Origin of the sequence: Citrobacter sp. 506, assembly GCF_050434985.1 — a bacterium.
GTDB classification, from domain to species: Bacteria; Pseudomonadota; Gammaproteobacteria; order Enterobacterales; family Enterobacteriaceae; genus Citrobacter; species Citrobacter braakii.
Window position 1 is genome coordinate 1,382,822 of the sequence record NZ_JBNDJN010000001.1, and the last position, 17,181, is coordinate 1,400,002.

Sequence of the window (17,181 nt, forward strand, 5' to 3'; positions counted from 1 at the left end):
TTGTCTTCTTTCCTCTTTTCTTCGGCTCGAATTCATGACTGGCATCTCATCACGCAAAGCCTTAAGACGTCGCACCTGGGCACTGTTCACGTTTTTCTTTTTACCAGGATTATTAATGGCCTCCTGGGCAACGCGTACCCCTGCCATCAGAGATATCCTCTCCATCTCAACCGCCGAAATGGGCGCGGTGCTGTTTGGACTCTCAATTGGTTCGATGAGTGGCATTCTTTGTTCGGCCTGGCTGGTGAAACGATTTGGCACGCGTAAAGTGATCCGCACCACCATGTCTTGCGCAGTCCTCGGAATGGCAATCCTCAGCGTGGCGCTCTGGCTGCATTCCGCATGGCTTTTCGCATTTGGTCTGGGCGTGTTCGGCGCCAGCTTTGGCGCAGCAGAAGTTGCCATCAACGTCGAAGGTGCGGCTGTTGAGCGCGAAATGAATAAAACCGTACTGCCGATGATGCACGGTTTTTACAGCCTGGGAACGCTGGCGGGTGCCGGAGTCGGGATGATGCTTACCGCCTTCAGCGTACCGGCGACCGCGCATATCTTGCTGGCGGCGATGGTGGCTATCACCCCTATCTTCATCGCCATCAAAGCCATTCCTGACGGCACGGGTAAAAATGCCGCTGACGGGTCTCACTCCGGCGAAAAAGGACTGCCTTTTTATCGCGATATTCAGCTATTGCTGATTGGCGTCGTGGTGCTTGCAATGGCATTTGCTGAAGGTTCCGCCAACGACTGGCTTCCGCTGCTGATGGTGGACGGACATGGATTTAGCCCGACATCAGGCTCGCTGATTTATGCCGGATTTACGCTGGGTATGACCGTTGGACGATTTACTGGCGGCTGGTTCATCGACCGCTACAGCCGCGTCGCGGTAGTACGCGCCAGTGCGCTTATGGGGGCTCTTGGGATTAGCCTGATTATTTTTGTCGACAGCACTTGGGTGGCGGGTGTTTCCGTTATTCTGTGGGGACTCGGCGCATCACTGGGCTTCCCACTGACCATTTCGGCTGCCAGCGACACCGGCCCCGATGCGCCAACCCGCGTCAGCGTTGTCGCCACTACCGGCTATCTGGCATTCCTGGTTGGACCACCGCTGCTGGGCTACCTGGGTGAACACTACGGCCTGCGTAGCGCTATGCTGGTGGTGCTGGCGCTGGTGCTTGTCGCCGCCATCGTCGCGAAAGCGGTGGCAAAACCGGATCTCAAAAACACCACTGTGATGGAGAACAGCTAATGCGTATCAAACTGATTGCAGTCGACATGGACGGCACATTTTTAAGCGACCAAAAAACCTATAATCGTGAGCGCTTTATGGCGCAATACCGCCAGATGAAAGAACAAGGGATCCGCTTTGTGGTCGCCAGCGGCAACCAGTATTACCAGCTCATCTCCTTTTTCCCTGAACTGGCCAGTGAAATCTCATTTGTCGCCGAAAACGGCGGATGGGTGGTCAGTGAAGGGGAAGATGTCTTTAACGGTGAGCTGGCAAAAGACGATTTCCAGGCCATTGTGGAACATCTGCTGACACGTACAGACATCGACATTATCGCCTGCGGTAAAAATAGCGCCTATACCCTGAAGCGGTACAGCGATGAGCATAAGACGGTCTCCGCCATGTATTATCATCGTCTTGAATTTGTGGATAATTTTGACAACCTCAACGACATTTTCTTCAAGTTCGGGCTAAATATTTCAGACGATCGTATCCCCCAGGTGCAGGCTGACCTCCATGAGGCGATTGGCGACATTATGGTGCCGGTACATACCGGCTACGGCAGCATCGATTTAATTATACCCGGTGTGCATAAGGCAAACGGGCTGCGTCTGCTGCAACAACGCTGGAATATTACCGATGATGAGGTTGTTGTGTTTGGCGATGGCGGCAATGATATTGAGATGCTGCGTCAGGCAGGATTTAGTTTTGCAATGGCGAACGCCCATAAGCCGGTTATCCAGGCGGCAAAATATCGCGCAGGGTCGAACAACGAAGAGGGCGTGCTGGATATTATCGACCGCGTGTTAAAGAATGAAGCACCGTTTACGCAATAACGCCTCAGCACAGACGGCAACATAATGATGGCATGATCTATTCATAATCCGCCTCAAATTAACCCGCTGGATTATTACCTCCAGTGAATATTCAGACGAGCGGATTATGAAGAAAAGTGTACTGATAGCGACATTGTTGCTGGGTTTTGAGGGGACAACATTTGCGCAAAGCGTTACCGTTGATGTACCAAGCGGTTATAAGGTGGTGGTAGTGCCCTCTTCCGTCAGCGTTCCGCAGGCGGTCAGCGTCACCACCGCGCCACAAACGGTGTATGTTGCTCCGGCGCCTGCCCCGGCCCCAGTCTATCGCGCACATCCTTATGCGCGACATGTTGCAAGCGTCGGTGAAGGAATGATCATCGAACACCAGATTGACGATCACCACTAAGTTTTTGCCTGGCCCGGGCAACCGGGCTTTAACCTTCCCGTGAATCCCCTACCCGTTTATCTTTCAGAAAGATAACCATCAGAATCACCCACAGTACGCCGCTTGCCAGATTGAACAGGCTGAACAAGCCGTTTCCTCCGAGCAGATAAGCGTGTTTACTCAGCTCAATACCGACGGTAAAAATCAGCATCTGCAACATACCCATGGCGGCAGAAACCGTGCCCTTACTCATTTCACTGGCAAACAGCGTCAGACGTACCAGTCCCGCATTCGCCACGCCAATACCAAACGCATAGATGCTTAAACCCGCCGTCATCCATAGATACGCATGGGATGACACCACCGTGGCCGCAGCGGCAATCACCAGCCCGACGGCGATTGGCCAGCCGCCCATGATAATCAGCGAACGTACGGTTTTTCGCGAGGTCAGGCGCGCCAGTACCAGGTTACCGGCAATCAACGCGCCAAAAATCGGTACCTGCAACAGGCCATATTCGTAACTGCTGAGATGTTCACCGCTGATGATAATAATCGGGGACTGCGCAATCCACGCCAGTAACGGCAGGCTGACAAAACCCAATGCCAGCGCGCCTGCAACGAAGCGCACGTTCCTCAGCACCAGCTTATAATCTTTGCCCAGCTCTTTAATCGACAGCTTTTCACCAAGCCGTGTTGCCGTTTCCGGCATCGCGCGTTGCAGACCAAAAAAAGAGATGGCGGCCAGGGCGGCAAACAGGATAAACATCCCTTCCCACGGCAGAACATGTACCCAGGCTGCACCGACCAACGGCCCCAGCAGGGGCGCAATCAACGCTACGTTTGCCATCAGCGCGGTAATTTTTATGCACACCGCTTCTTCAAAGGATTCCTGAATTGCGGCGTAACCCACCGCGCCAATAAAGCACAGGCTTATCCCTTGTAAAAAACGCAGGAAGGTAAATTGCTCAATATTCTGCGCAAGCAGGGTTGCAAGGCAGGTCACAATGAACCAGAGCACGCCGGTTAACATCACCGGGCGACGTCCAATTCGATCCGACAGCGGTCCTAATAACCACTGCAAAAACATGCCGCCAGCCAGATAGGCGGTCATGGATGTGGGCACCCAATCTAATCCGGCATTATATTGCTCCACCACCGCCAACATTCCGGGCTGGATCATATCGTTGCCGATATAAGTAGAGAATTCGTAAAGCACCAGACAGAGAGGGAAAAGTAATGCCTGACGCCCCAAACGGGCGCCTGAAGATAAACGGTTCTGCATGCAGTCTCTTAACTATAGGAAAATCGCGCAAAGTGTAATAAATGCGCCGTACTGGTGATAGTGAATTATGTGATTTGCAAGCAAATTGCGCACATTTTTACACTCAATTGCTCAGGAACATTTTGCGTTAAGGTTAATTTAAGTTGAGGCCGCTATCATGTTCAATAAGTCTCATTAATTGTCTGAAAAATAATCATTTAACAGACAAATAAGACAAGACCGCTTTTTATCCCGTGAAAGCAATTTTATGCTCTCCCCTCATGGGCCTTTTTAACGATTACACTGAGTCTGGACGTTATGCTGGAAAATCTGAACAACTCACTTTTTTATCTCATCAATGCCACGCCGGACTCTGCGCAATGGATGATATCGCTTGCCATTTTTATTGCCAAAGACCTGATTAACATCGTACCGCTGTTAGCCGTTGTGCTTTGGCTTTGGGGGCCGCGGGCCCAGGTAACTCTCCAGCGCCAGTTAGTTATAAAAATGGCGATTGCGCTGATCGTCGGTCTGACGATTTCATGGCTGATGGGGCATCTGTTCCCTCACGATCGTCCGTTTGTTAACCACATCGGTTACAACTTCCTGCATCATGCGGCGGATGACTCTTTCCCGAGCGATCACGGTACGGTTATCTTTACCTTTGCACTGGCTTTCTTGTTCTGGCATCGCCTGTGGACGGGCGCTCTGCTGATGGTCGTTGCTGTGGCGATTGCCTGGTCGCGGGTCTACCTTGGCGTACACTGGCCGCTGGATATGCTGGGAGGATTACTCGCCGGGCTGATTGGCTGCCTGAGTGCCCAGATGATCTGGCAGCGGTTTGGCACGCCCCTGTACCTCGGCTTGCAAAATTGCTATCGCGCCTGCTTCGCTCTGCCCATCCGTAAAGGCTGGGTGCGTGACTAACCCACGGTAAAAAGAGTAGTATTAAGCGCGATACTGAGCACTTATTCTACTCTCCAGGGGAACTATGGAAACTCGACGCGACGAGCGTATTGGTCAATTACTGCAGGCGCTGAAACGCAGCGATAAATTACACCTCAAAGAAGCCGCGACGCTGCTGGGCGTATCTGAGATGACCATTCGTCGCGACCTGAATAATCACGATGCTCCCGTCGTCTTGCTCGGGGGCTATATTGTTCTGGAACCCCGCAGCGCCAATCACTATTTAATCAGCGATCAAAAATCCCGACTGGTTGATGAAAAGCGCCGTGCCGCCCAGATGGCGGCAAGCCTCGTGCAGGCACATCAGACTATCTTTTTCGACTGTGGTACCACCACGCCGTGGATCATTGAGGCTATCGACAATGAATTGCCTTTCACCGCAATCTGCTACTCGCTGAATACGTTTCTGGTGCTACAGGAAAAACCGCAGTGCCGCGTCATTCTGTGTGGTGGCGAATTCCATGCCAGCAACGCAATTTTCAAACCGCTTGATTTCCAGGAAACGCTGAACAACCTGTGCCCGGATATCGCTTTTTATTCCGCAGCTGGCGTTCATATTGAGAAAGGCGCGACCTGTTTTAACCTGGAAGAGCTACCGGTGAAACACTGGGCGATGTCGATGGCGCAGCATCACGTGCTGGTGGTCGATCACAGCAAATTTGGTAAGGTGCGTCCTGCGCGGATGGGTGAAGTAAAACGCTTTAATACCATCGTCAGCGATAGCCGTCCTGACGAGGCGTTTGTTGAGTACGCGAAAGCGCAACGTATCAAACTGATGTATTAAGCGATACTGCCGGATGGCGATAGCGTCATCCGGCAAACGCTAAGATTAAGAGAACCAGCCGCCAAACCACTGGTGGAATTTCATCATCACAAAGTCCCACATGCGACTAAAGAATCCCCCCTCTTCCACGGCCTCCATCACCATCAGTGGACGCTGCTCGATGGATTTCCCGTTCAACTGGAAGTCGATAGTTCCCACAACCTGACCTTTCTTCAGCGGCGCGGTTAACTGTGGTTCGGTCAGGGTAAAGCTGGCCTTCAGGTTTTTGAGCTGACCACGCGGGATAGTCACCGAGCCCGCTTCTCCGGCGCCCAAATTAACTTCACTCTTATCGCCAAACCAGACGCGCTGCGTCACGAAAGTGGCATCCGGTTTAATCGGCGTAACGGTTTCAAAGAAGCGGAAGCCCCAGGTCAGCAGCTTTTCTGACTCATTAAAACGAATGCGGTCGGTTTTCGCCCCCAACACCACGGAAATCAGGCGCATATCCCCCTGGGTCGCGGAAGCGACCAGGTTGTATCCCGCCCCGGCCGTGGTACCGGTTTTCATACCGTCCACGTTCAGGTTGGTGCTCCACAACAAACGGTTGCGGTTCGGCTGGCGGATTTTATTAAAGGTAAATTCTTTCTCTTTGTGGATAGCGTACTCTTCCGGGACATCGTGGATTAGCGCCTTCCCGAGCAGGGCCATATCACGTGCGGTACTGAACTGTCCTGCCGCATCCAGGCCATGCACGGTCTGGAAAGTGGTATTGGTCAGCCCCAGTTTTTTCGCGTAGCCGTTCATCAGACCAATGAAAGATTCCTGGCTGCCGGCAACGTAATCAGCCAGTGCGATACAGGCATCGTTACCAGACTGGATGATAACGCCTTTGTTCAGATCGGACACTGCAACCTGATCGCCGGGCTTGAGGAACATAACCGACGAACCGCGCAGGGCCGGATTACCGGTCGCCCAGGCGTCTTTGCCCACGGTGACCATGTCGTTGAGGTTAATTTTCCCGGCCTTCAGCGCCTGACCGACTACATAGCTGGTCATGATCTTGGTCAGACTGGCAGGATCCAGTTTCTCATCAGCATTACCTTCCGCCAGTACCTTACCGCTGGCGTAATCCATTAGGATCCACGCGCGCGCGTCGACGCTCGGTGGGGCCGTTGGTTGCTCCGCCGCCTGTACGCTCGGCGCCAAAAGGATTAAGAGTGCAGAACCTGCAGCAAAGCTGCGAAGTGAAGAGAAGTATTGCGTCATAAATGCCACCCGAGTATCCATTCCAAAAAACCACGTCATACCACACCGTGTTTACACAAAACCAGCCAAGCGACCCAGGCCAACCCATGCAGAAAAGGTCTGATGGATGACGTGTAAAATAAGTGCGGTGAGTAATAACGCACTAACGAGCTTAAAGAAACCGTAAGTTGGTAAAGTTTTTAAAGTTTATGCAATAACACCGCGCTGCGCTGCTCCCGGCACGATTTTTTTAGACTTTGTTGCGTAAATATTAGGTTTACCCCACCATGTGGGCTAGTCAGATGGCATCTGCAGCCATAAAGCTGCTCAATTAATTTGCGGGGTTACTATGATTACACTGTGGGGTCGCAATAACTCGACCAACGTAAAAAAAGTATTGTGGACGCTCGAGGAACTGGAACTGCCGTATAACCAAATTCTGGCGGGCGGACAGCATGGCGGTAACCGCGATGCCGACTATCTGGCACTCAACCCGAACGGACTGGTCCCGCTGCTACGTGATGATGAAACGGACGTTGTTCTGTGGGAATCCAATACCATTGTCCGCTATCTGGCAGCTCAGTACGGACAAAAGCGTTTGTGGATTGACACCCCGGCCGCGCGCGCCGTCGGTGAAAAATGGATGGACTGGGCAAACCAGACGCTAAGTCCTGCGCATCGGGTTATCTTGTTTGGCCTGGTCAGAACCCCTGCCGAGAAACGCGATATGGCGGCAATAGAGGCGGGTAGTCAGGTGTGCGATAACCTGTTTGCTATTCTGGATAACGCGCTGGCGGACCAGCCATGGTTCTCCGGGGCTGAATTTGGCACTGCCGATATCGCCGTTGCGCCGTTTATCTATAACCTGTTCAACGTTGGCCTGAGCTGGACCCCGCGCCCACATCTGGAGCACTGGTATCAGCAACTGACCGAACGTCCGGCGTTTCAAAAAGTCGTGATGATCCCGGTCAGCTAACTAAATCAGGGACTCACTTTCAGTAATTCCCCGTCGGACTCGTCGGTTAGTACGTATAAGTACCCGTCTGGTCCGACGCGCACATCACGGATCCGTTGTCCCCTTTCCTGCAACAGACGACCCTCTTCGGTGACGGCATTCCCTTTGACGCTCAGCACGATCACTTCTTTCTCTTTCAACGCGCCAATGAATAACTTCTGCCGCCACTGTGGGAAGGTATCGCTATTATAAAAAGCCATTCCGCTGACCGCCGGTGACTTTTCCCAGTAAAAGATGGGTTGCTCTGTTCCAGCAACAATTGGGCCTTTTGCTTCGGGAATTTTAAGACCACTGTAGTTAACGCCCCAGGTCGCAAGCGGCCAGCCGTAGTTTTTCCCTTTCTCCGGGATATTGATTTCATCGCCCCCACGTGGACCATGCTCATTGAGCCACAGCGTATCGCTCCAGGGATTCATCGCCATCCCCTGCGGGTTGCGGATACCATATGACCAAATCTCTGCCCGCGCTCCTGCCCTCTTCACAAACGGATTATCCGGCGGAATTTTTCCCTCATCGGTCAGTCGTACGACCTTGCCCTGCAGCTTATCCAGATCCTGTGCGGTAGAACGTTGATTGTTTTCACCAAGGCCAATAAACAGATAACCGTTGCCATCAAAAACCATACGTCCGCCAAAATGGTTTCCGCTGGAGAGCTTCGGCTGTTGGCGAAAAATGGTCTGGAACCCTTGCAGATGTTTGAGATCGTCGCTCAGTCGTCCGTAACCAACCGCTGTGCCGGCGTTACCTTCACTGTCAGCTTCAGCAAAGCTAAGCCACACCCGGCGGGATTGTTTAAAATCCGGTGCTAATGCCACATCAAGCAATCCCCCCTGACCATTCGCCCAGACTTTGGGTACGCCGGTTAGCGGGTCGGAAAGCCCCTTTCCAGACTGCCAAAGTCGAAGCTGGCCGCCTTTGAGCGTAATGAGCATACCGCGATTGTCGGGTAAAAACGCCAGCGACCACGGATGATCGAGTTTCGTTTGCAGCACTTCCACCTCTACCGCGGCGGCATAAGAGGAAAATAGCGCAAGTGGGACAGCACAGAGAAAGAGTCGACGCATAACACCTCCTTAATGGCTCTGCATAAAGCGTAGCCAGCAAGGGGAATTATCCCGCCACATTTACATAATCTTAACGAAAAGGGGGAGCGCCCTCCCCCTGATTCAGACGTGTTCCAGCGTTGAATAAGATTGCAAACACTGGATACTTAGCGTCAGCGTTGTCAGGCAGTTTTCCAGTTTCTCTGCGTTAACGGCGATAAAGGTTGGACAATCGTGATGTCCACTCATAAGACAAACAGCGGCGGCGGCTAACGCCCCTTCAGCACGATGAAGGGCATTCCACTCTTCCTGATCAAGATGCATACCGTGAAGCTGTGATTGCTCGTGCAATTCGCGATTCAGTACAAAAAAATTATCACGCAGACGATCGCTCTCGCTGACTGACATGTAGCCTTTCGCTTTTCTCAACAGCAGATAAGCGGCAAGTTCGACACGGGCGTTTATCAATTTGTTGAGAAGATCGGTTCTCAGTCTGTCAACAACCATACTTTGTTCCTCCTCTTTCCAACTATGGTGCAACTTAATAGTATGGTCATTTTTTGAACAAAGTCGTGTCCAGGATCAATCCATCACCGAAAATTAACACAATTTACAAATAATCTTTAATTCCACGCCGGGCGTGGCGACTGATGGTATGAGATTGCGATACAATTTTTATTCAGAACTCTGTAGAATCCGTGCCCTGAATATTCCAATAACTGAACAATTTTTACGCTATGAGCAATGTAACCCACCAGCCGAAAATCGGCTTTGTCTCCCTCGGCTGCCCGAAAAACCTCGTCGATTCTGAACGCATCCTGACCGAACTTCGTACCGAAGGCTATGACGTTGTGCCAAGCTACGACGACGCGGATATGGTTATCGTTAACACCTGTGGCTTTATCGACAGCGCGGTTCAGGAGTCGCTGGAAGCAATCGGCGAAGCACTGAACGAAAACGGCAAGGTGATCGTCACCGGCTGTCTGGGCGCGAAAGTCGATCAGATCCGTGAAGTCCACCCGAAGGTGCTGGAAATCACCGGGCCGCATAGCTACGAACAGGTTCTGGAGCACGTTCACCACTATGTGCCCAAACCAAAGCACAACCCGTTCCTGAGCCTGGTTCCTGAACAGGGCGTCAAGCTCACTCCGCGTCATTATGCCTATCTGAAAATATCTGAAGGCTGCAACCACCGCTGCACGTTCTGCATTATTCCGTCGATGCGTGGCGATCTGGTGAGCCGTCCGATTGGCGACGTCCTCAGCGAAGCCAAACGTCTGGTGGATGCGGGCGTAAAAGAGATACTGGTCATTTCTCAGGATACTTCCGCGTACGGCGTGGATGTGAAGCATCGCACCGGTTTCCATAACGGCGAGCCGGTCAAAACCAGCATGGTTGATCTGTGCGAGCAGTTATCAAAACTGGGGATCTGGACTCGTCTGCATTACGTCTATCCCTACCCGCACGTTGATGACGTGATCCCACTGATGGCGGAAGGGAAAATCCTGCCGTATCTGGACATCCCGCTGCAACATGCCAGCCCGCGTATTCTTAAGCTGATGAAACGCCCAGGCTCCGTGGACAGACAACTGGCACGCATCAAGCAGTGGCGTGAAATCTGCCCTGAACTGACGCTGCGCTCAACCTTCATTGTCGGTTTCCCGGGTGAAACGGAAGAAGACTTCCAGATGCTGCTCGACTTCCTGAAGGAAGCGCGTCTGGACCGCGTGGGTTGCTTTAAATACAGCCCGGTAGAAGGCGCTGGCGCCAATGACCTGCCGGACCAAATCCCGGAAGAGGTGAAAGAGGAACGCTGGAACCGCTTTATGCAATTGCAACAGCAAATCTCTGCTGAACGTTTGCAGGAGAAAGTGGGCCGCGAAATTCTGGTTATCGTTGATGAAGTTGACGAAGAAGGCGCGATTGGCCGCAGCATGGCTGACGCCCCGGAAATCGACGGCGCGGTATACCTGAATGGCGAAACCAAGGTGAAACCTGGCGATATCATCCGCGTGAAGGTCGAAAACGCTGATGAATACGATCTGTGGGGCACCCGCGTTTAAATAAGCGCAACCCAACTGTAGGCCGGATAAGCGTTACGTCTTATCCGGCCTGTGATTTATCCTTTAATTTTCGGGTCCAGCGCGTCGCGCAGACCATCTCCGAGTAAGTTAAACGCCAGCACCGTCAGGAATATCGCCACCGCCGGGAAAATCGCCACGTGCGGCGCGATCACCATATCAGCGCGGGCTTCATTGAGCATTGCCCCCCACTCCGGGGTCGGCGGCTGCGCACCCAATCCCAGAAATGACAGGCTCGCGGCAGAGATAATCGACGTGCCAATTCGCATGGTAAAAAAGACCACGATCGATGAAACCGTACCCGGCAAGATATGGTTGAAGATGATGGTCGCATCGCTGGCGCCGATACTGCGCGCGGATTCAATAAAGGTCTGCTGCTTTAGCACCAGCGTATTTGCGCGCACCAGCCGCGCGAAGGCCGGAATGGAGAAAATGGCCACGGCAATAATCACGTTTGCAATGCCGCTGCCCAGCACGGCGACCACGGCTATCGCCAGCAAAATACCCGGAAAGGCGAACAGCACATCGCAGATACGCATAATCAGTCGATCCCACCAGCCTTCGAAGTATCCCGCCAGCAGACCCAGCACAGTGCCAATCGCCGCGCCAATAAATACGGCAAAGACCCCCGCCGCCAGCGAGATTTGCGCCCCCACCAGCACGCGGCTAAAAATATCCCGCCCCAGCGAGTCAACGCCGAACCAGTGCAGCATCGACGGTCCGTCATTCAGACGGTCATAATCGAAGTAATTCTCGGCATCAAATGGCGTTAACCAGCGAGCAAAAATCGCCACCATTATCAGCAGCACGACAAATAACCCCGCTAACATCGCCATGCGCTGGCGACGGAAACGACGCCAGAATTCATGCCACGGCGTGCGTATCTGCTCAGGCTTAACAAGGGGCATCGCATTTAAAATCGCCTGTCGGCGCCAGTTAAAAAATCGCATCCTTACTTGTACCTGATAGCCGGATTAATGGCGGCATAGAGCACATCCACCACTAAGTTAATAAGAATAAACTCCAGAGAAAACAACAGCACCTCGGCCTGAATCACCGGGTAGTCGCGCATTTCGACTGAGTCCACCAACAGCCGCCCAAGCCCTGGCCAGTTAAACACCTTCTCAACCACAATCGAGCCGCCAAGCAAAAAGCCAAACTGTAGCCCCATCATGGTGACCACCGGGATCATCGCATTACGCAAACCATGTTTTAACACCACCCAGGTTTCACTCACCCCTTTGGCCCGCGCGGTGCGCATATAGTCTTCACTGAGCACATCGACAAACGAAGCGCGGGTAAACCGGGCTAACACCGCAGCCACCGCCGCACCCAGGGTAATAGACGGGAGGATATAGTGCCGCCAGGTATCAGCGCCAACGGTGGGCAACCAGCCAAGCTCAACGGAGAATATCTGCATGAGCAGCATGCCGAGCGCAAACGCCGGGAAAGAGATCCCGGTGACGGCGAGCGTCATACTCAATCTGTCCGGCCAACGATTGCGCCATACAGCAGCAATAATCCCTGCCGTCATGCCGAATAACACCGCCCACGCCATGCTGGCAATGGTCAGCCATAGCGATGGCATAAAACGACTGGCTATCTCTTCGGAGACCGGGCGACGAGAAACCATTGAGGTTCCAAAATCGCCTTGCAACACGTTAGTAATGTAATGCCAGAACTGAATATGCAGCGGCTGGTCCAGACCCAACTGCTGACGCACCAGTTCGATCACCTCAGCATCAGCCTCCGGTCCGGCAATCAGCCGGGCCGGATCGCCGGGTAGCAGGTGAACAAATAAAAATACCAGCACCGCTACAATCAACAGAGTTGGAATCAACCCCAGCAGGCGCTTGAAAACATAGTTAAGCATCACACTCCCTTCGCCGGCCCCTGTGTGGCGGGGCCGGATGAATAGCTTATTTTAAATCCGCATCATCAAAGCTAAATCCGGTATCCGGCATGATCCAGAACCCGGTCAATCTGGTGTTGTGCGCCGAAATCAGTTGTTCCACTACCAGTGGGATCCACGGCGACTCTTTCCAGATGATATCCTGCGCATCCTTGTACAGCTTCGCTTTCTGGGCCGGATCGTTGGTTTGCAACGCTGCTGCTAAATCACTGTCCACCTGCTTATTGCTGTAGAACGCCGTATTAAACAGCGTTGGCGGCCAGTTTTGAGATGCAAACAGCGGTGACAGCGCCCAGTCTGCTTCACCCGTAGAGGCAGACCAGCCGGTGTAGAACATGCGTACCCCGCTCTCTTTCTGCGCTTTACCTTCGACTTGCGCCGCGCGCTGACCGGCATCCATCGCCGTCACCTGAGCCTTAACGCCCACCTGCGCCAGTTGCTGCTGGGTAAATTGCAGCACTTTTTGCGCGGTACTATGGTTATGAGAAGACCATAGCGTGGTGGTAAAACCGTTCGGATAACCCGCTTCTTTCAGCAGTTCGCGCGCTTTTGCCGGGTCGTATGGCCATGGCGTATAGCTTTGCGCATAGGCGATCGACGGAGGGAGAACGCCGGTTGCTGGCGTCGCGTAACCGGCAAACGCCACTTTCACCAGCGCCTGACGGTTGATGGCATAATTCAGCGCTTCACGCACCTTCGGGTTATCGAACGGTTTTTGCGTGACGTTCATGCTGATGTAACGCTGCATAATAGACGGACTGGCCACCAGTTCCAGGTTTTTATTCTTCGCCAGTAGCGCCGCCTGCTCGTAAGGGATCGGGAAGGCAAACTGCGCTTCCCCGGTCTGCAGCATTGCCGCACGCGTGTTGTTGTCGGTCACCGGACGCCAGGTAATCGTATCCAGCTTTGGCAGCCCTTGCTGCCAGTAACCCGCGAACTTCTTAACCTTTACAAAATCCGTCTGATTCCAGGTCTCAAGCTGATACGGCCCGGTCCCCACGGGATGGAAACCGATCTCCTTGCCGTATTTCTCCAGCGCGGCGGGAGAGATCATCGCCGTAGCCGGGTGCGCCAGAATATTGATAAATGCAGAGAACGGCTGCTTCAGCGTTATCTTCACCGTCGACGGATCGACGACCTCGGTTTTATCGATATTCTTATACAGGTTGTAGCGTTTCAGATGGTTTTCCGGGTTGCTGGCCCGGTCGAGGTTAGCTTTAACCGCATCGGCGTTGAAGTCGGTGCCGTCCTGAAACTTCACGCCCTGTCGCAGCTTAAGGGTATAAGTCAGGCCATCATCAGAAACCGTATAACTCTCCGCCAGCACATTTTTCAGCTTCATCTCTTTATCTAGGCCAAACAGCCCCTGGTAAAACGACTTCGCTACCGCCTGCGACAACGTGTCGTTTGCGTCGTAGGGATCGAGGGTGGTGAAATTGGATCCTACCGCCACTACTACATCTTTGGCGGCCCAGCTCGGTGTGGCCGCCAGCGCAGAGGCTACTCCCACAGCAACAAGCCATTTTCGAGCAACAATTTTTGTCATGTTATTCTCCTTAAACCCTGCCTGCCTGTTATAAACGCGAAAGCGCATTTTCTGGTTGCCCACGCGCAACATAATGCCCCGGGCCAACTTGCTGGAGTGAAACGGGGGAAATCTCTTCACCGCGTTTGCGGATATTACTGGGGATATCATCCGACAACAGCACGCGCTGGGGCCGGTGATGTGAGGGATCGGCGACCGGGACTGCCGCCATCAGTTTGCGGGTGTACGGATGCTGCGGATTTTCAAACACCGCGCGTCGGGTGCCGATCTCGACGATTTGCCCAAGGTACATCACCGCCACCCGATGACTGATCCGCTCCACCACCGCCATATCGTGGGAAATAAACAGGTACGCAATCCCCATTTCTCGTTGGAGGTCGAGCAACAGGTTGATAATTTGCCCGCGAATTGAGACATCCAGCGCCGAGACTGACTCATCGGCAATAATCACCTTGGGATTGAGCGCCAGCGCCCGGGCAATACAGATACGCTGACGCTGACCACCGGAAAACTCATGCGGATAGCGCCAGGCATGCTCAGGGAGCAATCCTACGCGTTCCAGCAGCCATGCAACCCGTTTTGCCGCCGCATCGCCTTGCAGTAGCCCATGCACCCGCAGCGGTTCTAAAATGGAATATCCCACGGTCTGACGCGGATCGAGCGAAGCATAGGGGTCCTGGAAGATAAATTGAATATCCCGACGCAGCGGCTGTAGCTTACTGGCGGCCAGGGTATCGATACGCTGTCCGTTGAAAACAATCTCCCCGCGTTGAGACTCTACCAGACGTAGCAGCGCCCGACCGGTGGTGGATTTCCCGCAGCCTGACTCCCCCACCAGCGAGAGCGTCTCTCCGGGCCACAGGTCAAAGCTAACGTTTTCCACCGCATGCACCTCGCGGGTCACCCGATTAAGAATGCCGCTGCGCAGCGGAAAACGCGTCACCAGATTACGTACCTGCAAAATAGGCTCGCCTTCAACCACGGTATCCTGTTCAGTCTGTGGTTCTACATGACTGGGATCGTGTAACGAAATGAGAGGAAACCGGCGCGGGTACGCTTGTCCGGTCATCGCCCCAAGCTGCGGCACGGCTGCCAGCAGCGCTTTGGTGTAAGGATGCTGGGGAGCGTGAAAAATCTGCTCAACGCTGCCGGTTTCTACCGCCTCGCCCTGATACATCACCAGCACGCGATCGGCAATATCCGCCACGACGCCCATATCGTGGGTAATAAAGATCACTCCCATCGACATATCCTGCTGCAACACTTTTATCAGTTGCAAGATTTGTGCCTGAATAGTGACATCCAGCGCGGTGGTCGGCTCATCGGCAATTAAAACCGCAGGGCGACACGATAGCGCCATGGCGATCATTACCCGCTGGCGCATGCCGCCAGAAAGCTGGTGCGGATAGCGCGATAAAATAGCCTTCGCCTCGGGGATACGCACCTGGTCGAGCATCCGTTTCGCTTCCACCATCGCCTCTTCGTGGCTGGCCCCCTGATGCAAACGGATTGACTCAGCAATCTGCTCACCCACGGTAAATACCGGATTAAGCGATGTCATGGGCTCCTGGAAGATCATGGCGATATCCGCGCCACGCACGTGACGCATCCGCGACGCGCTCTGTTCACCCAGCTTAATAACCTGTCGGTTACGGCGTCGAAGGAGCATTTCATCGCAGCTCACCTCGCCGCCTGACTGTTCAATCAAACGCATCAGCGACAAGGCTGTTACCGACTTTCCTGAACCGGATTCGCCCACTATCGCCAGCGTTTCACCACGCTTCAGGCGAAATGACAGACTACGCACCGCACTGATGCGCTGTTGCTCCTGTTCAAAGGCAATGTTCAGGTTGCTGACTGCCAGCACGTCGCTGGCGTCAAGCTCATCACTGTGTGGCAACGGTATCTCCTTTTTCCCGATAAATACCGGTGGTTGGCGTATCGCCTGCATATCCCCAGGCACGGTACATGCCTTCGCTGTTAAACGGCAAGGCGACGTTGCCCTCGTGATCGACGGCAATTAAACCGCCGCTACCGCCGAGCGCCGGTAATTTTTCCATTACTACGCGTTCGCACGCCTCCGATAAACTCAGGCCGCCATAGTCCATCAACGCCGCAATGTCATACGCCGCCAGCGCACGAATAAAGACTTCACCGGTTCCGGTGCAGGAAACGGCCACACTTGCGTTATTGGCATAACAGCCTGCGCCGACCAGCGGACTGTCACCTACCCGCCCCGGTAATTTGTTGGTCATTCCGCCGGTCGATGTTGCTGCCGCCAGATTGCCAAACATATCCAGCGCGACCGCACCCACAGTACCCATTTTGTTGTTTTCATCCAGCGGGGTCGCGCTATGATCCAGCACCGTTTCACCCGCCGATTGCGCTGCCAGCAGTTGAGCGTAGCGTTCTGGCGTCGAGAAAATATCCGCCGAAACGCGCTCCATCCCCTGCGCAATGGCAAAGTTTTCAGCCCCTTCACCTATCATCATGACGTGGGGGCTGTGTTCCATCACCAGGCGTGCCGCGAGAATCGGGTTGCGCAGATGGCTAACCCCGGCGACGGCTCCCGCGTTTAGCGTATTACCGTCCATCACACAGGCGTCCAGTTCATGGGTTTCATCACGGGTATACACCGCGCCAATTCCGGCATTAAACAACGGACACTCTTCCAACAAACGCACGGCTTCGGTAACCACATCCAGTGCGCTACGACCGTCTTCAAGCATCCGCTGGCCGGTTTCAACGATATCCGACAGCGCCTGTATATAACGCAATTCTTGCTCCTGGCTCAGTAGCGCGCGGGTGATAGCCCCTGCGCCGCCGTGAATTGCAATGACTGCTTTACCCATTTTATTCGTCCATTAGGTGGCGGGTACCGGGGGATTATAAATATCAGAATTTCGGTGACTTATTGATTC

The 17,181-nt window shown here is 53.6% G+C and carries 16 protein-coding genes; 7 read left to right on the forward strand and 9 right to left on the reverse strand.

Annotated features, from left to right (window positions below):
- The first annotated feature begins 34 nt into the window (after nucleotides 1-34).
- From ABIE10_RS06885 to ABIE10_RS06895, 3 genes are all read left to right on the forward strand, one after another.
- Nucleotides 35-1,243 (forward strand): MFS transporter, encoded by a 1,209-nt coding sequence (locus ABIE10_RS06885; protein WP_029139467.1) that lies wholly within the window; start codon nucleotides 35-37, stop codon nucleotides 1,241-1,243.
- Nucleotides 1,243-2,058: a Cof-type HAD-IIB family hydrolase gene (locus tag ABIE10_RS06890; protein WP_429155124.1), complete on the forward strand. Its 816-nt coding sequence runs from the start codon at nucleotides 1,243-1,245 to the stop codon at nucleotides 2,056-2,058. Before ABIE10_RS06885 ends, ABIE10_RS06890 begins: the two co-directional genes overlap by 1 nt.
- Nucleotides 2,059-2,164: 106 nt before the next feature.
- Nucleotides 2,165-2,446, forward strand: a complete 282-nt coding sequence (locus tag ABIE10_RS06895) for a hypothetical protein (RefSeq protein ID WP_429155125.1) — start codon at nucleotides 2,165-2,167, stop codon at nucleotides 2,444-2,446.
- A gap of 28 nt (nucleotides 2,447-2,474) precedes the next feature.
- On the opposite strand, the gene ABIE10_RS06900 is transcribed toward ABIE10_RS06895, so the two are convergent.
- Complete coding sequence (locus ABIE10_RS06900; protein WP_047501216.1) at nucleotides 2,475-3,707, reverse strand: MFS transporter; 1,233 nt, start codon at nucleotides 3,705-3,707, stop codon at nucleotides 2,475-2,477.
- A 297-nt stretch (nucleotides 3,708-4,004) separates the two neighbouring features.
- On the opposite strand from ABIE10_RS06900, the gene ybjG reads away from it, so the two are divergent.
- On the forward strand, nucleotides 4,005-4,613 hold the full coding sequence (gene ybjG, locus ABIE10_RS06905) for an undecaprenyl-diphosphate phosphatase (protein ID WP_181545950.1): 609 nt from the start codon (nucleotides 4,005-4,007) through the stop codon (nucleotides 4,611-4,613).
- A gap of 64 nt (nucleotides 4,614-4,677) precedes the next feature.
- The gene (gene deoR, locus ABIE10_RS06910) at nucleotides 4,678-5,436 is read left to right on the forward strand and encodes a DNA-binding transcriptional repressor DeoR (protein ID WP_019076372.1); all 759 of its coding nucleotides are present in this window, start codon (nucleotides 4,678-4,680) and stop codon (nucleotides 5,434-5,436) included.
- Between the two features lie 45 nt (nucleotides 5,437-5,481).
- Here the strand turns inward: deoR and dacC are convergent, their stop codons facing one another.
- A complete protein-coding gene (gene dacC, locus ABIE10_RS06915; protein ID WP_016156089.1) occupies nucleotides 5,482-6,684 on the reverse strand; it encodes a serine-type D-Ala-D-Ala carboxypeptidase in 1,203 nt (400 codons plus the stop codon).
- A 328-nt stretch (nucleotides 6,685-7,012) separates the two neighbouring features.
- Here dacC and ABIE10_RS06920 point away from each other — a divergent pair, with 328 nt between their 5' ends.
- Nucleotides 7,013-7,639, forward strand: coding sequence for a glutathione S-transferase family protein (locus ABIE10_RS06920; protein ID WP_141875023.1), 627 nt, complete (start codon nucleotides 7,013-7,015; stop codon nucleotides 7,637-7,639).
- 5 nt (nucleotides 7,640-7,644) lie between these two features.
- On the opposite strand, the gene ABIE10_RS06925 is transcribed toward ABIE10_RS06920, so the two are convergent.
- Nucleotides 7,645-8,742, reverse strand: coding sequence for a PQQ-dependent sugar dehydrogenase (locus tag ABIE10_RS06925; RefSeq protein ID WP_200107591.1), 1,098 nt, complete (start codon nucleotides 8,740-8,742; stop codon nucleotides 7,645-7,647).
- 102 nt (nucleotides 8,743-8,844) lie between these two features.
- Nucleotides 8,845-9,228 carry a biofilm formation regulator BssR gene (gene bssR / locus ABIE10_RS06930; RefSeq protein ID WP_094760733.1) on the reverse strand — a complete coding sequence of 128 codons (384 nt, stop codon included), beginning with the start codon at nucleotides 9,226-9,228 and terminating at the stop codon, nucleotides 8,845-8,847.
- Nucleotides 9,229-9,458: 230 nt separating this feature from the next.
- Here bssR and rimO point away from each other — a divergent pair, with 230 nt between their 5' ends.
- Nucleotides 9,459-10,784 (forward strand): 30S ribosomal protein S12 methylthiotransferase RimO, encoded by a 1,326-nt coding sequence (gene rimO, locus ABIE10_RS06935; protein ID WP_016152393.1) that lies wholly within the window; start codon nucleotides 9,459-9,461, stop codon nucleotides 10,782-10,784.
- A 56-nt stretch (nucleotides 10,785-10,840) separates the two neighbouring features.
- Here rimO and gsiD read toward each other — a convergent pair whose 3' ends face one another.
- The 5 genes from gsiD to iaaA are packed head-to-tail and all read right to left on the reverse strand — an operon-like array spanning nucleotide 10,841 to nucleotide 17,112.
- Nucleotides 10,841-11,752 carry a glutathione ABC transporter permease GsiD gene (gsiD, locus tag ABIE10_RS06940; RefSeq protein WP_103766081.1) on the reverse strand — a complete coding sequence of 304 codons (912 nt, stop codon included), beginning with the start codon at nucleotides 11,750-11,752 and terminating at the stop codon, nucleotides 10,841-10,843.
- 2 nt (nucleotides 11,753-11,754) lie between these two features.
- Nucleotides 11,755-12,675 carry a glutathione ABC transporter permease GsiC gene (gene gsiC / locus ABIE10_RS06945; protein WP_016152391.1) on the reverse strand — a complete coding sequence of 307 codons (921 nt, stop codon included), beginning with the start codon at nucleotides 12,673-12,675 and terminating at the stop codon, nucleotides 11,755-11,757.
- A gap of 46 nt (nucleotides 12,676-12,721) precedes the next feature.
- The gene (gsiB, locus tag ABIE10_RS06950; RefSeq protein ID WP_200083715.1) at nucleotides 12,722-14,260 is read right to left on the reverse strand and encodes a glutathione ABC transporter substrate-binding protein GsiB; all 1,539 of its coding nucleotides are present in this window, start codon (nucleotides 14,258-14,260) and stop codon (nucleotides 12,722-12,724) included.
- Between the two features lie 28 nt (nucleotides 14,261-14,288).
- The gene (gsiA, locus tag ABIE10_RS06955; protein WP_429155128.1) at nucleotides 14,289-16,160 is read right to left on the reverse strand and encodes a glutathione ABC transporter ATP-binding protein GsiA; all 1,872 of its coding nucleotides are present in this window, start codon (nucleotides 16,158-16,160) and stop codon (nucleotides 14,289-14,291) included.
- Complete coding sequence (gene iaaA, locus ABIE10_RS06960) at nucleotides 16,147-17,112, reverse strand: beta-aspartyl-peptidase (protein ID WP_016156081.1); 966 nt, start codon at nucleotides 17,110-17,112, stop codon at nucleotides 16,147-16,149. Before iaaA ends, gsiA begins: the two co-directional genes overlap by 14 nt.
- Nucleotides 17,113-17,181 lie beyond the last annotated feature (69 nt).